The 13,940-nt window shown below is 74.2% G+C and carries 12 protein-coding genes; 2 read left to right on the top strand and 10 right to left on the bottom strand.

The genetic code is table 11. The features are described 5' to 3' along the window. Nucleotides 1-17 precede the first annotated feature (17 nt). Entirely contained in the window at nt 18-1,805 is a 1,788-nt protein-coding gene (locus tag GGQ69_RS10905; RefSeq protein WP_255459482.1) for a helicase HerA-like domain-containing protein, read from the top strand. A 4-nt stretch (nt 1,806-1,809) separates the two neighbouring features. Further along, on the top strand, nt 1,810-2,952 hold the full coding sequence (locus GGQ69_RS10910) for a hypothetical protein (RefSeq protein ID WP_183527935.1): 1,143 nt from the start codon (nt 1,810-1,812) through the stop codon (nt 2,950-2,952). Nucleotides 2,953-2,970: 18 nt separating this feature from the next. Here the strand turns inward: GGQ69_RS10910 and GGQ69_RS10915 are convergent, their stop codons facing one another. The 10 genes from GGQ69_RS10915 to GGQ69_RS10960 all read right to left on the bottom strand — a co-directional run bounded on the left by GGQ69_RS10915 (nt 2,971) and on the right by GGQ69_RS10960 (nt 13,595). Next, on the bottom strand, nt 2,971-3,447 hold the full coding sequence (locus GGQ69_RS10915; protein WP_183527937.1) for a flavodoxin domain-containing protein: 477 nt from the start codon (nt 3,445-3,447) through the stop codon (nt 2,971-2,973). A 43-nt stretch (nt 3,448-3,490) separates the two neighbouring features. Continuing rightward, nucleotides 3,491-5,641, bottom strand: a complete 2,151-nt coding sequence (locus tag GGQ69_RS10920) for an NHL domain-containing thioredoxin family protein (protein ID WP_183527939.1) — start codon at nt 5,639-5,641, stop codon at nt 3,491-3,493. Nucleotides 5,642-5,725: 84 nt separating this feature from the next. Beyond that, nucleotides 5,726-6,019, bottom strand: coding sequence for a DUF6480 family protein (locus GGQ69_RS10925; protein ID WP_010142986.1), 294 nt, complete (start codon nt 6,017-6,019; stop codon nt 5,726-5,728). Between the two features lie 255 nt (nt 6,020-6,274). After that, nucleotides 6,275-7,120 (bottom strand): hypothetical protein, encoded by an 846-nt coding sequence (locus GGQ69_RS10930; protein ID WP_183527941.1) that lies wholly within the window; start codon nt 7,118-7,120, stop codon nt 6,275-6,277. Beyond that, nucleotides 7,117-9,285: a bifunctional copper resistance protein CopD/cytochrome c oxidase assembly protein gene (locus GGQ69_RS10935; RefSeq protein ID WP_183527943.1), complete on the bottom strand. Its 2,169-nt coding sequence runs from the start codon at nt 9,283-9,285 to the stop codon at nt 7,117-7,119. Before GGQ69_RS10935 ends, GGQ69_RS10930 begins: the two co-directional genes overlap by 4 nt. Further along, nucleotides 9,273-10,649 carry a Dyp-type peroxidase gene (locus GGQ69_RS10940; RefSeq protein WP_183527945.1) on the bottom strand — a complete coding sequence of 459 codons (1,377 nt, stop codon included), beginning with the start codon at nt 10,647-10,649 and terminating at the stop codon, nt 9,273-9,275. Before GGQ69_RS10940 ends, GGQ69_RS10935 begins: the two co-directional genes overlap by 13 nt. Beyond that, nucleotides 10,636-11,352 (bottom strand): copper chaperone PCu(A)C, encoded by a 717-nt coding sequence (locus tag GGQ69_RS10945; protein ID WP_183527947.1) that lies wholly within the window; start codon nt 11,350-11,352, stop codon nt 10,636-10,638. Before GGQ69_RS10945 ends, GGQ69_RS10940 begins: the two co-directional genes overlap by 14 nt. 3 nt (nt 11,353-11,355) lie before the next feature. Then, nucleotides 11,356-12,279, bottom strand: coding sequence for a copper resistance CopC family protein (locus GGQ69_RS10950; RefSeq protein WP_183527948.1), 924 nt, complete (start codon nt 12,277-12,279; stop codon nt 11,356-11,358). A 57-nt stretch (nt 12,280-12,336) separates the two neighbouring features. Then, complete coding sequence (locus GGQ69_RS10955) at nt 12,337-13,194, bottom strand: hypothetical protein (RefSeq protein ID WP_255459483.1); 858 nt, start codon at nt 13,192-13,194, stop codon at nt 12,337-12,339. A gap of 116 nt (nt 13,195-13,310) precedes the next feature. Then, nucleotides 13,311-13,595, bottom strand: coding sequence for an HU family DNA-binding protein (locus tag GGQ69_RS10960; RefSeq protein ID WP_029139339.1), 285 nt, complete (start codon nt 13,593-13,595; stop codon nt 13,311-13,313). Nucleotides 13,596-13,940 lie beyond the last annotated feature (345 nt).

The raw sequence follows: 13,940 nt of genomic DNA on the forward strand, positions 1-13,940 counted from the left end.
CGCCCTAGGATGCTTTCATGACAGACCAGCAGTCATCACCGCCGGCGACGTCCTCGCCGCAGACGCCGTCCGGGCCCGCCCCGGGCGCCTCGTCCGCGCTCCTGGAGACCATCCGGGCCGGGTACCGGACCGCGGGTCCGGCGATCACCCTGGGGGCCGCCGTCGTCGAGGACGTGGTCCATGCCGATGCCCCGATCCGCCTGCCGCTGGCGATGATGAACCGGCACGGGCTGGTGGCCGGCGCCACCGGCACCGGCAAGACGGTGACCCTGCAGGTGATGGCCGAGCAGCTCTCCACCGCCGGCGTCCCGGTCTTCCTGGCGGACGTCAAGGGTGACCTGTCCGGGCTGGCCACCGCGGCCACCCCGAGCGACAGGCTCGCCGAGCGGACCACCGCCACCGGGATGCCCTGGGAGCCGGCGGCGTTCCCGGTCGAGTTCCTGGCCCTCGGCGGGGACGGCCCGGGCATCCCGGTCCGCGCCACGGTGGACTCCTTCGGCCCCCTGCTGCTGGCCCGCATCATGGACCTCAACGAGACCCAGGAGTCCTGCCTGCAGCTGATGTTCCACTGGGCCGACGAGCGCGAGCTGCCGCTGGACGACCTCAAGGACCTGCGCGCGGTCGTCATGCACCTGACCAGCAAGGAGGGCAAGGAGGACCTGCGGGGACTGGGCGGGGTGGCCACGTCCACCGCCAACGTCATCCTGCGCGAGGTCACGGCGCTGGCCGCCGGCGGGATGGACGCCTTCTTCGGCGTCCCCGAGTTCGAGACGGCAGAGCTGCTGCGCCGGGCCCCCGACGGCCGCGGCGTGATCTCCTGCCTGGAACTGCCCAGCCTGCAGCAGCGGCCCCGGGTGTTCTCCACCTTCATGGTCTGGCTGCTCGCGGACCTCTTCGCGGAGCTGCCGGAGGTCGGGGACACCGACCGGCCGAAGCTGGTGTTCTTCCTCGACGAGGCCCACCTGGTCTTCGACGACGCCTCGGACGCCTTCCTCGACGCGATCACGACGACCGTCCGGCTGATCCGGTCCAAGGGCGTGGGCGTCTTCTTCGTGACCCAGTCCCCGCAGGACGTCCCCGAGGAGGTGCTCGGCCAGCTCGCCAACCGGGTCCAGCACGCGCTGCGCGCCTTCACCCCGAAGGACGCCAAGGCCCTGCGGCAGGCCGTGCAGACGTTCCCGCACACCGAGTACGACCTCGAGGAGGTCCTCACCTCCGCCGGCACCGGGGAGGCCGTGGTCACCGTGATGGACGAGGACGGTGCGCCGACCCCGGTCGCCCTGACCCGGATGTGGTCCCCCACCTCGGTCATCGGCCCCTCCACGCCCGAGGCCCTCGACGCGGCGGTGGCCGCCTCCGCCCTGCTCGAGGCCTACGGCCAGGACCAGGACCGGGTCTCGGCGTTCGAGCGCCTCACCGGGTCCGCGACCGCGGGGCCCGGCGCCGGTGCGGCCAGCCCCGTGCCGACGGGTGGGTCCGTGGGCACGCACACCCCCGGTGCGGGCCAGTCGCAGGCGGACATCGACGCGGAGGCGCGGCGCATCGAGGCCGAGATCCTCGGCCACCCGGTGCCCTCGTCCGGTCCGGTCGAGACCCCGCGGGGCGAGCCGGCCCCCCGGCGCGAACCGGCCCCGCCCCCGCGGCGCGAACCGGCCCCGCTGCGGTCCCGCCGGGAGGAGAACCCGATGGCCGAGGTCGTCGAGGACATCGCGCGCACCGCTGCCACCGCCTTCGGCCGCTCCGTGGTGCGCTCGGTCTTCGGCACCAAGCGGCGCGGACGCCGCCGGGGAGGCCTGTTTGGCTGAGCGGGTGGACGCACGCAGACAGGTTTGCGGCACCGGCCGGCCCGGCCGCACGCTGGCCCTGTGGGGCGGGGCCGCAGCCCTGGCCCTGGTGGGCGGGGGCGTGGCGATCGGGACGGTCAACGCGACGGTCTACTCCCCCGAGGCCCAGGTCGAGCGCTACCTCGACGCGCTGGCCGGCGGGGACGGTGCCGCGGCGCTCGGACTGGCCGGCGGCACGGGCACCGGCGCGGACAGCACCGGCACCGGGGATTCCGGCACCGGGGATTCCAAGACTCCCGTCCCGCCCCCGGGGACGGCCACCACGCTGCTGGACGGTGAACCGCTGGCCGCCGGTTTCGCCGCGCTGGAGGACGTCACCGTGTCCCGGGGCGAGGAGACCGGCAACGGCGTCGAGGTGGAGGTCGGCTACCGAGTGGACGGCGAGGACCACGCCACCACGTTCACGGTGGAGCACGAGGGACGCGACTGGCTGTTCTTCGACCGCTGGCGGATGGCACCGGTGGCCCTGTCCACGGTCCGGGTGGAGCCGGGGGTGTGGCCCGCCGAGGCCGCCGGGCAGCACCTGGCGGGGACGGTGAACGGCGAGGAGGTCACCCTGACGGGTGAGTCGTCCCCGGTCCAGGACTTCGCGGTCCTGCCACCGGCGGCGGTGAGCGGCGCAGCCACGAGCACCTACCTGGAGGCGGACCCGGTGCGGACCGTCGTGGACGGGGCCGATCCGTCGGCACCGCTCCCCCTGACCCTGACCCTGCGGTACACGGACGCGGTGGCCGAGGAGGCGAACCGGCAGGTCGACGACTACCTGTCCGGGTGCACGGAGCAGCAGGTCCTCCACCCGGCGGGCTGCCCCATGGGCTACGACACCCTGAACCGGATCCCGCCGGACTCCATCAGCTGGTCGGTCGCCCCGGACCCGGCGGTCGAGGTCGAGCCCCTGCCTGCCGACGACGAGGGCGGCGAGGGCGCCTCCGGGGAGACCGACGTGACGGTGGCCGCACCGGTCCGCACCGAGGCGCGGCTGACCCTCGAGGAGATCGACCTGGTCACCGGCGAGCGTCGCCGCGTGGAGCACGCGGAACCGGTCGTGCTCGAGGCCGACCTGCAGGTCGGCCCGGAGTCGGTGCGCTACGTCCCCCAGGCCCCCTGAGCCCGCCCAGCCGCCGGCTCAGCTGGCGCCGCGGGTGGCCAGGGACTTGCCCCAGGCCTCGATCCCCTGCCAGTCGCGGAAGTCCCCGTACTGGCCCTTGGCGAGCCTGATCATCAGCTTCTCGAGCCAGCTGAGCTTCTCCTCGTAGAGCGCCCCGCGGAAGTACCCGACCTCCTTCGGGCCGTAGGCCTCCAGGGTGGTGCGCAGGCCGTCGTCGAACTCGGGGCCGGCACCCGAGGCCAGGATGAACAGCGGCTTGTTCGCCAGCTCGGCCCGGTGGGTGTCCAGGAAGGCCTTGCCCGCCTTCTCCAGGGACCCGGCGTAGATCGGCAGCGCGACCACCACGGCGTTCACGGAGGCCAGCCACTGCGGCGCGCCCTGCGGGTCCTCGACGACCGTGGTCACGCCCTTGTTGGCGTGCAGGACCGCGGCGATGCGTTCACCGATCTCTCGGGTCGAACCGTGCTTGGACGAGGCAACAACCAGGGTGGTCATGGGATACGGCCGCCTTCGGGTCTCTCGGGTGCGGTGGGCGTTGTCAGTGTATCCCGCGCAGGTCCAGGTCCAGCCGGGTCTCCGGGACGACGTCCCCGTCACCGGCCGGGTCCGCGTGCACCGTGACCGGGATCCCCCAGTCCTGCTGGTACAGGTGGCAGGCGGCGTGGTCCGGGATCGGCTGGCCCTTCTCGCCGTCGCAGGACGCGGCCCGCGCGGTGATGTGCAGGACGCCCTCGGCGATGTCGGGGTTGATGCGCAGCGTGCGGACCAGCCCCGTCGAGGTGCCCTCTCCGTCCAGCAGCAGCTCCTCCGGGGAGGAGGAGATCTTCAGCTGCGTGGGGTCGCCCCAGCGGTCGTCGAGCTTCTGCCCGGTCGGCGCCTCGAAGGCCACGGTCAGCTCCAGCTCGCCGGCGGCCACCGCGGTGCGCGGGCGATGGGTCTGCAGCGCGCCCTCGTCGACCTGCAGGTACTCCTCCGGCACGGACAGCCGGACCAGCTGGTGGGCGTTGGTCTCCACCACCACGATCGAGGCGGCGTTCCCCTCGGCGTCCGGCTCCACCAGGATGTCCGAGGGCTCCTTCAGCCCGCGGGCCAGGGTGGACACGCTCGCCTCGGTGGGGCGTCCGTCCGGAGCGACGCCGGCCGGCGCGTACCGGCGGATCGCGCCGTTGTAGGTGTCGGCCACGAGCACGGAGCCGTCCGGCAGGGCGGCCACGCCCAGCGGGTGCTGGAGGCGGGCCTGGTCGGCCGCGCCGTCGCGGAAGCCGAAGTCGAACAGTCCGGTCCCGACGGCGGAGCCCACCCGGCGGCTCAGCGCACCGTCCGCCGCGGCCGGGTCGGCCGGGGTGATCCGGCGCAGGGCGGAGGACTCGGAGTCGGCCACCCAGATCGTGCCGTCCGCGGACTCGGCGAGACCGGAGGACTGGGCGAACCAGGCCACGGTGGGGTCCCCGTCCTCCAGTCCCTCCAGTCCGGTGCCGGCATAGACCGCCAGGTCCCCGGTGCGCGGGTCGAAGCTGAACAGCTGGTGGGTGCCGGCCATCGCCACCACGAGGGTGTCCTCGGCCGTGGACCACAGCACGTCCCAGGGGCTGGACAGCGAGGTGTGCAGCGGGTCGGTGCCGAAGGGCGCCAGGGAGAGGGTCGCCTCCGTGTCCGGGTCCGCCGCCTCGCGGGCCCGTTCGGGGTCGATCAGCCGCTGCACGCCGTTGCCGGCCACGGTCCGCACGGTCCCGTCGGCCAGGCGCACGCCGCGCAGGCGGTGGTTCACGGAGTCGGCGACGACGACGTCATAGCCGACCGCGTCCGCCACGTCCCGGGGCAGCAGGGTCAGGCCCTGCGGCTCGTTGAACAGGGCGGCGTCCGGGCCGCCGTCGGCCAGGCCCTTGGTGCCGGGCGCGGTGGCCGGGTCGGCGCCGCCGTCGGGGGCCGGGGCGTCGGCCCCGTCCGCGCTCGGTCCGCCGACGCCGCCGATGGTGCGCACCACGGTCGTCAGGTCCTCGGCCAGCTCCACCAGCCGGTGGTGGCCGGTGTCCGCCACGAGGAAGGTGCCGGCCTGCGCGCCACGGGCGCCCAGGGCGATGGCCTTGCCGGGGAACTTGAGGTCCCGGGCGACGGGCTCCGGTGGGACGTAGGGGCCGTTGCCGCGGTGCAGCGTGCCCTTGGCCTCGTGCTCGGCGACGAGTTCCTCGACCAGCGAGGTCAGTCCCGCGACGTGGCCCTCGCCGGACAGGTGGGCGGCGATGTAACCCTCCGGGTCCACCACGACGAGCGTCGGCCAGGCACGCGCGGAGTAGGCCTGCCACGTGGTCAGGGTCGGGTCGTCCAGGACGGGGTGCTGGACGTCGTAGCGCTCCACGGCGGCGGCGAGCGCCTCCGGGTCCGCCTCGTGGTCGAACTTGGGCGAGTGGACGCCCACGGTGACGAGCACGTCCCGGTACTCGGCCTCGAGCGGACGCAGTTCGTCCAGCACGTGCAGGCAGTTGATGCAGCAGAAGGACCAGAAGTCCAGGATGACGATCTTGCCCCGCAGTGCCGCCAGGTCCAGCGGGTTCCCGCCGGTGTTCAGCCAGCTGCGCCCGTGCAGCTCGGAGGCCCGCACGCGCGAGGTCGCGCGCGGTGCGGGGGCCGTGGCCGTCGCGGCGGTGGCGGTGGCGGGAGTGCTGACCGGCTGGTCTTCAGGGCTGCTCATGGGCTCCATTGTCGCCGAGAGCCGCCGGGCGGTTCCAGCCGGGGAAGTCACACAACGCCACGGGCGTAATCGGCCCGGCGCCCGTTACTCCTCGTGGCCCTGGTCGCGGCTCATCTGGTCGTCGGCGGGCGGGGTCTCCCCGGCCGGGACGCCGCCGCCGGGCTCCAGCCCGGTGACGTTGCCCTCCGCCGGGTCGGGGTTCGTCGAGCGGGACTGTTCCTCCGACGTCGGCTCCCAGTCCTGTTCGTCACCGGTGCCGGGCTGGTTGCCGGCGTCGGTGACGCCCCGCTCCGGCTGGTGGGTGCCGTGCCGGTCCAGTTCGCTCGTCTCGGTGTCCCGGAAGCTGTCGTCGGGCTGGGGCTGTCCACCGTGGGCCATCGTCGTCTCCTCGCGTGCGTCGGGTCGTCCGGTCCTCTCGACGCCCTGTCCGGCACACAACCCTCCGGCCCACAACCCCTCCAGGCCTCAGCCGGTCAGGACCTGTGTGCGGCGGGACGCCGGGACGTCGATTCCGCCATCCTGTCAGCAACCCGGCCGCCCGTGAACCCCCACCCGGCCGGGACGGTCCGGGTGGGCTGGCGCACCGCCGTGATGCGCCTCGTCGGTTCCCGCGCCTGACGGCTCAGGAACCCGTCACAGCGATCCGACGGCGGCGGCCAGGACCTGTTCGCCGATGGTGGTGAACTCCTCGCCGGCCACCTCGGGCTGCCCGATGAAGGAGACCATGACGACGTGGTCCCCGGCCCGGCCGATCAGCACCTGGGCGGTGGTCTCCGTTCCCCCGCCTGCCGGGGTCCGGGTCCACACCAGCCCCGAGTCGACGTCCGCGCCGTCGGACCGGGAGGCCCGGGCCGTGACGTCGAAGGTGCTCTTCTGCAGGTTCTCGTTCGTCACGGTCATCGTCAGGTCGGGGCAGTCCGTCACGAGCCGCTCGACGTTGGCCAGGTGCCGCTCCAGCACCTCCGGGTCCTCGAGTGAGGCGACCTCCACGCTGCCGGTGCCGGTGAAGCCCTCCGAGCCGAAGTCCAGGCGGGAGGCGTCCGCACCGGGCAGCAGGATCGGCGACCAGTCGACCGCCGTGAGCGGTGCCTTGCACCCGGCCGGTTCCACCGTGGTCCCCGAGGTGTTCGTCTGGCGCAACCGGGACTCCTCGCGGGTCCGCTGGATCTCCGCGTCGGTGGCGGAGACCTGCTGGGTGAACCCGAAGCTGGCCGCGCGCTCGGCCGCCGCGCCCACCGCCCGCTGGTCGGCCCGCGCGTCGGAGGCCTGCGCGGTGGCCTCCGCGTCCGTGGCGGCGGCGGAGGCCGTGCCCGACGACGGCTGGCCGGGCGCCGCGGTGCCGTGCGGATCGGAGGGGGCGGGTGCGGCTCCCTCCGGGGACGCCGAGCAGCCGGTCGCGAGCAGCGCCGCGGCCAGCAGGGTCCCGGCCACGACCAGCCGGCCGGGACGGGCGCTCCGGGGGCGCATCGGGGTGGTCATCGCGGGGTTCCTCCGGTGGTGGTGTCGTCTTCGGCCAGCTGTGCGTACATCCGGTTCCAGGCCTTCAGTTCGGCCTCGTCGTTCAGGTCGGCCTTGCGGTCCAGCCGCCTGGTCTCCTTGGCGTCGGACCGGGACCACATGACCGCGACGATCACGGCCATGATCACGGTGGGCACCTCGCCGATGCCCCACATGATGGCCCCGCCGATCTGCTGGTCGTCGATGGCAGGCAGTCCCCACGGCCGGCCGGTGGAACCGAACCAGGAGGCCTGGAGCAGCGATTCGGACGAGGTCATGGCGACCCCGATGAACGCGTGGAAGGCCATCGTGGCCAGCAGCAGCACCAGGCGCATCGGGTACGGCACGGTGCGCGGCAGCGGGTCGATCCCGATCATCACCGAGGCGAAGATGTACCCGGTGAGCAGGAAGTGCACGTTCATGAACTCGTGGCCGAGGTGCTCGTTCAGGGCGAAGCCGAAGAACGGGGTGTAGTAGAACACCAGGATCGAGCCGGCGAAGTTCACCGCGGCCACGCCCGGGTGGGTGATGAACCGTCCCCACCAGGAGTGCACGATCGCCAGGATCCACTCGCGCGGCCCGCGGGAGCCGTCGGTGCGGGTGGGCAGCGAGCGCAGGGCCAGGGTCACCGGGGCGGCGAGCACGAGGAACAGCGGGGAGATCATGGTCAGCGTCATGTGCGCCACCATGTGCGCACTGAACAGGACCTTGCCGTAGACCGCCGGGGCCCCGGAGGTGACCCAGAACAGGATGGTCAGGCCGACGAGCCAGGAGGCGATGCGCAGCACCGGCCAGGAGTCCCCGCGGCGGTACAGCCGGACGGCGGACCTGACGTACCAGAGGGCCAGGAAGGCGATGATGGCCACCCAGAGCCAGTCGAACCGCCACGTGGTGAACCAGCGCTCGAAGGTCAGTTCCGGGGGCAGGTCGTAACCGGTGAGGATGCGGGCCGGGGAGGCGTCCGGGGCGGTCTCCTCCGGCACGGGCGGAGAGGTCCGGGCGAGCACGGTGGCCAGGGACATGATGCCGGCCATGACGGCGGCCTCCACGGCGATCAGCTGCCACAGCAGGCGCCGGGCGGCCGGCGGCGGGGCGGTGGTGCCCGTGGCCAGCCGGGGGATGATCCACTGCCGGTGCATCAGCCCGGCCAGGCCCAGCAGCAGTGAGCCGATCAGCTTCAGCAGCACGAGCAGCCCGTAGGGGCTGGTGAGCTGTTCGAGGGTGTCCATCCGGATCGCGGCGTTCACCACGCCGGAGAGCACCACGGTGAACAGGCCGAGCCCGGCGAGGACCGAGTACCGGGACACCGCGGTGTAGACCAGCGGCTCGGGGCCCTGGCGGTGGGCGGAGGCCCGGCCGGTGGCCCCGTCCGGGCCGGTGAGGCGTGGGGAGACCAGCATCAGCACCAGCAGTCCGCCGACCCAGACGACCACGCCGAGCAGGTGCAGGCCGATGGAGTTCACGGCGCCGTTGTGGTCGTCACCGGAGGCGGAGTGGCCGATCAGGGCCTGCGGCACGATCGCCACCAGGGCCAGGACGGCCGTCCACGCCAGTCCGGTGGCGGAGCGCACGGCCAGGGTCAGGGAGGTGACCACGGCGGCGATCACCGTCACCACCACCCACGCCTGGCCCACCGAGATGTCCTGCAGGAATCCGACGAGTCCCGAGGTGAAGGTGGCGCTCGGGTCCAGTGGGACGCCCGCGAGGTCGGAGTAGGACAGCAGCATCACGGCCAGCGCGGACACCGTCCAGGCGCCGGCGGCCACGGCCGCCACCTGCATCAGCAGGGTGAACGCCGGGTGCTCGTCCTCACCGCGGCGCGGGGGCAGGATGGCGCAGGCGAAGATCAGCGCGGCGACCGCCGTGGGCATGGCCAGGTTGTGGAGCAGCTTGGCCACCGGCAGCCCCCAGCGGGTGAAGGCACCGGGGTCGGACAGCTCGTCGGCGGACACCACGCCGGCCAGGGAGGCCGCGAGCACGAGCACCGCACCGGCCACGATGCCCACCAGCGGCCACGCCCAGGCCGGGACGCCGGCGCTGCCGGTCGTCCCGGGATCACCACCGGCCGGGGTGGAGCCGTGGGTGGGCGCCGAGCCGGCCCGGGACTGGCGCTGCGGGGTGGTGCGGGAGGAGGTCACGGGTTCCATTCTCTCGCAGCCCGGTCGAACAGGACGTCGCCGACGAATCCGTCCTCGTCGCACCCGGGTGGGATGGCGAAGACCGCCGATCCGACGGGGGTGGTCCACAGGTTCAGGTGATCGGACTCGGCCAGCCGGCGCTGGATGGGCACGTACTGCTGGTCCACGTCGCACTGGTAGGCCGCGAACAGCAACCCGGTGTTGCTCACGGACTCCCCCGGGCCGTCGTCGTAGTTGTACGCCCGCCGCAGCATGGCATGGTCCGGGTTGGCGGTGCGCGAGCGGCGCAGGTGTGCCACCTCGGAGATGACGGGGAACCCGAGGCCGTTCACGGCGCCCAGGTCCGGCGCGTCGTGCTCGGCGGTGCCGGTCAGGGGCGCCCCGGTGCCGAGACGGCGGCCGATGACCTGTTCCTTGCCCGGGCGGTCGAGTCCGTCCCAGGAGTCCAGGTCCATGGCGATGCGCCGCAGCACCAGCGAGGTGCCGCCCGGCACCCAGGGGGTCAGTCGCAGCGGGCCGCTGCCCCCGCCCCACACGATGCGCTCCGCGGCCGCCGACCCCGGGGCCGGGTTGGCGGTGCCGTCGACCTGGCCGAACAGGTTGCGCATGGTGGTCCCGTCCGGCTGGGTCCCGCGCGCTCCGCGGAAGCCGGTCTGGACCCAGTGCACCTCGGCGAAGGCGGGGGCGTCCTTGAGCAGCATGCGGCGCGCGTGGGCCAGGGACATCGGGTCGTCCCCGCACAGCTGCAGCAGCAGGTCCCCACCGGTGTAGGCCGGTTGCAGCCGGTCGATGCCGAAGGCCGGCAACGGCCGCAGCCAGGACGGGGCCAGGGCGGGCGCGGCCCGCTGCAGCAGCCGCGGGCCGAACCCGAACGTGACGGTCATCCGCGCGGGGGTGGCGGCCAGTTCCGGTTCGGTGTCGGCGAGCGTGGCCCGGCCCTGGGTGAGCCGGGCTGCGTCGTCGGAGAGCAGCCGCAGCATCCGCTGGATCCCCGGGCGGTCCGTGGTGGGTTTCAGCGTGAGCGCGAGGAAGATCGCGTGCGCCTGCGCCGGGGTGTCGATCCCGGCCTGCCGGGGGCCGTGGAACGGCACCGTGTCCGTGCCCACCGGGGAGGAGACCGCCACCCGGCCGGCCTCACCGCCCGGTTCCGCCCATCCGGGGGCCTGCACCGGGGCCCCGGCCGGGGTCCCGACGTCGGCCGGCCCGGCCCCCGGGGGGCCGCCCGTCCCGGCGGACGCCGGGGAGGCGTCCGTCGGGACGGGGCCGGGGCCCGTGGCCCCGGTGGCGTAGCCGAGGGCGGTGCCGATCAGCCCGCCCCCGGCGACGCCGGCCCCGAGCAGCAGGGCGCGGCGGGACGGTTCAGTGGTCGCCATGGCCCTGGACGGCGGGGGTCGTGCCCTCACCCTCGGCGCCCGCGTGTCCACCGGCGTCCGTCTCCCCGCCGGCGTCCATCTCCCCGGTCCCCCGGTACTCCTCCTGGGCGCCGGCGAACTCCTTGGCCGGGGCGGTCAGCACCAGGGTGCGGCCGTCCTCGAACTCCAGCCGGACCTCGACGACGTCACCCGGGGCGATGTCCCGGCGCAGCCCCATCAGCATGATGTGGTGGCCGCCGGGCACCAGCTCCAGGCTGCCGCCGGCCGGGATCGTGAGACCGCCCTGGACCTCCCGCATGAGGGTCGCGCCGGTCCCGTCGTCAACGGTCTCGTGGAGTTCGGCCGTCGCGGCGAGGTCGGTGCTGGCCCCGGTGATCCTGACGTCCCGGTCGGAGGCGTTCTGCACGGTCCCGAACACACCCGTCATGGCCTCCTCGGTGGCCTTCGCCCACGGGTCGGTGACGGTGATGGGGCTACCGGTGGTGCCGGTGACAGCCCCGGCGGCGGCCTCGGACGAGGCCGGCCCGGCCGCCTGCGGGGCGGGCTGGGCGCAACCGGTCAGCAGCAGCGCTCCGGCCAGCGCGAGGGCGGGCAGGGCGAGTGCGGACCGGCGAGGGGCGGGCCGGGTGCGACGCCGGACAGGGTGCGCGGTCAATACAGCGTGCGCGGTCAATACAGGGTGCGCGGTCAACGCCGTCCTCATCGCTCAGCCCTCCGAACCCGGCCGGCCGCCGGGGGCGTCGTCGATGGCCCGGGCCCGGCGGAAGACGAGCGTGACGGCCGCGGCCACGACGAGCGCGCCCAGGATCCCGAGGACCCACACCCAGGCGGGCACTGCCTCGCTGGCCGTCTCGGCGGTGGCGGAGTCCGCGGCGGTCGCCTGCCCGTCCGCCGGGCCGTCGGTGTCCGGGGTGCCGGTGGTGTCCGGGGTGCCGGTGGTGTCCGGGGCGCCGGGGGTGGCCGGGGCCGGCTCGGCACCGGGATCGGCCGAGGCCACGTCACCGGTGGCGCCGCCCGGGGAGGCGGCATCGGCCGACGTCGCCCCCTCACCGCTGCCGACCGGGGCATCCGGGTTCGGCACGCCGCAGTCCTGCGGGACCGCCGTGTCCGGGGCCGAGGGGTCATCCACGGTGAAGCCGTACTGCTTGGCCTCGGAGTGGCCGTCGGAGTAGACCACCCGGTAGGCGACGTCGTAGTCGCCGTTGGGCATGCCCTCGCACAGGGCCGAGGTCAGCTCGGGGCCGGCGACCTGCGCGGCACCGTCCTGCCACTGGTGCCCGGCCTCGTCCGTCACCGTGACGAGGTTCTGGATGCCCTGGCCGGTGATGAGGGTGCCCGAGAACGTCAGGGACAGCTCGGCCGGCGCCGCGGTGACGGTGGCCCCGGCCTCGGGGGTGGTGGACAGCAGCTGGTCGTGCGCCAGGGCCGGGGGTGCCGCGGCGGTGGCCGCGGACAGGGCGAGCAGGGCCGCGGCGGTGACGCCGCCCAGGCGTCGGCGGGGGGCCCGACGCCGGCCGGCGGGCCGGGTGCCGGCCGTCCGGTCGGTGGCTGAGCGGGCGGCGCGGGCGGTCCGGGCGGTGGACGCGTCGGCGTCCAGGGCAGGGTGCAGCGGGGAGACAGGGGGGTTCATGGTGTCCTTTGCGGTCCCGGGCCGTACTCGGCGCCGGGCAGGTGGGGGTGTCAGCGGTCAGAGGGACAGCGCTGGCACCGGCGGACCCCGCAACCGGAGAGCGGACGACACGACCGCCCCGGCGCGCAGCACCGGGGCGAGGGGACGGGACGGCAGACGCGGTCGACGGACCGCGGGGACCCAGCGGGCCAAGCGGGCGCCCGGGGCCTGCAGGACGAACCCGACGGCGAGCTCCACCACGCGGGCGGCCATCGCCTCCCCGCGGCGCAGCAGCAACACGGTGACCACCGCTGCCAGCACGTGGGCGGCCACCATGGCCAGGCTGGAGTGGTCCGCGGACTGCAGCGCCTCGGCCCCGGGGAGGGGGCCGTCGACGAGGCCCGGCGCAGCGGCGGGCTGGGAGGCCTCGACGGCCGGGGAGGACGGTGGAACCTGGACGGACTGGGCGGCGAGTCCGGGATGACCCGCGTGGGCGGCGTGCCCGGCGGGGTCCGCCGGCACGGGGCCGGCCGGGTGACCCGGCAGGACCGCGGACTGCGAGTAGAGCCAGTGGAAGAGCAACTGGCTGGACGCCACGGCGGACCCCAGCCGCCACCAGGACAGGGCCCTGCCGGCCAGTGCGGTGCACAGCGGCCCGGCCAGGGCCAGGGTGAGGATCCAGACGACCGGCGCGGGGCCGGCGTCGTGTCCGGGTTCGGTGCTCGAGGCCAGGGTGTGGGACCCGGCGGCCACCAGGGTGGCCACGACAGCGGCGGCCCAACCGCGCAGCAGCCGGGCCGGGCCGCGCAGGCGGCCCGGCCCGGCACTGCGGATCGCGGGACGGTGCCGCGCGGAACTCAGGGGACGGTGCTCCACCACGTCCACCTCCCACCGCGTCGAGACCCTTGGAACGCTCTCGTTCTGACGATCTCCCATGCTACGCGAGTTCTACCGAGCGTAGAAAAACGATCTGGCCGGTTAAACGCCCAGGGCGTCCCGCCGTGGCGGGACGCCCTGTGGTGAACGGCTGGAGCCGTCAGGCCTGCGGCAGGTCACTTGCCGGTGGCAGCGGCCTTCAGCTTGGAGCCAGCGGAGATCTTGACCGAGTGGCCGGCCGGGATCTGGATGGTCTCACCGGTCTGCGGGTTGCGGCCGGTGCGGGCGGCACGGTCGGTGCGCTCGACGGAGAGCCAGCCGGGGATGCTGACCTTCTCGCCCTTGGAGACCTGGGAGGCGAAGGTCTCGAAGAGTGCGTCCAGCACGCCGTTCACGGCGGACTGGGACAGGTTGTTCTTCTCGGCGACGGCGGCAACCAGTTCGCTGCGGTTCATAGCCATGTGTCCTCCTGGACGTCGGTGGTGATTCGTTCAAGCCCGGACCGGCGGGGCCGGGCACATGGTTGGAAAGCTACCACCCGGAAGGCCCCCGACATGGCCTAGAGGCGCCGGAACACGCGGATTTCCGGTGATTTATGTCCGAATTCCCACCATTCGGGTCCTTTTCGGGCCCTCCGGACGTCCCGGCACCCACTGCCCAGGCCTGCGCAACGGCACCCGGGCGCGGGGCCGGTCGGGACAGAGGACGGGCCCCGGAACGCCGGAAGGGGTGGCAGACCATGTGGTCTGCCACCCCTTCCGGTGTGGATCAGGCGGCGCCGTTCAGGCACCCTGGCCGGCGATGAG

This window comes from Micrococcus sp. TA1, from assembly GCF_014199555.1.
Lineage (GTDB): Bacteria > Actinomycetota > Actinomycetes > Actinomycetales > Micrococcaceae > Citricoccus.

Excerpts from the sequence above, each read along its gene's own strand:
- GGQ69_RS10905 (WP_255459482.1), top strand. The coding sequence starts at position 18 with ATGACAGACCAGCAGTCATCACCGCCGGCGACGTCCTCGCCGCAGACG.
- GGQ69_RS10915 (WP_183527937.1), bottom strand. The coding sequence starts at position 3,447 with ATGACCACCCTGGTTGTTGCCTCGTCCAAGCACGGTTCGACCCGAGAG.
- GGQ69_RS10920 (WP_183527939.1), bottom strand. The coding sequence starts at position 5,641 with ATGAGCAGCCCTGAAGACCAGCCGGTCAGCACTCCCGCCACCGCCACC.
- GGQ69_RS10925 (WP_010142986.1), bottom strand. The coding sequence starts at position 6,019 with ATGGCCCACGGTGGACAGCCCCAGCCCGACGACAGCTTCCGGGACACC.
- GGQ69_RS10930 (WP_183527941.1), bottom strand. The coding sequence starts at position 7,120 with ATGACCACCCCGATGCGCCCCCGGAGCGCCCGTCCCGGCCGGCTGGTC.
- GGQ69_RS10935 (WP_183527943.1), bottom strand. The coding sequence starts at position 9,285 with ATGGAACCCGTGACCTCCTCCCGCACCACCCCGCAGCGCCAGTCCCGG.
- GGQ69_RS10940 (WP_183527945.1), bottom strand. The coding sequence starts at position 10,649 with ATGGCGACCACTGAACCGTCCCGCCGCGCCCTGCTGCTCGGGGCCGGC.
- GGQ69_RS10945 (WP_183527947.1), bottom strand. The coding sequence starts at position 11,352 with ATGAGGACGGCGTTGACCGCGCACCCTGTATTGACCGCGCACGCTGTA.
- GGQ69_RS10950 (WP_183527948.1), bottom strand. The coding sequence starts at position 12,279 with ATGAACCCCCCTGTCTCCCCGCTGCACCCTGCCCTGGACGCCGACGCG.
- GGQ69_RS10955 (WP_255459483.1), bottom strand. The coding sequence starts at position 13,194 with ATGGGAGATCGTCAGAACGAGAGCGTTCCAAGGGTCTCGACGCGGTGG.
- GGQ69_RS10960 (WP_029139339.1), bottom strand. The coding sequence starts at position 13,595 with ATGGCTATGAACCGCAGCGAACTGGTTGCCGCCGTCGCCGAGAAGAAC.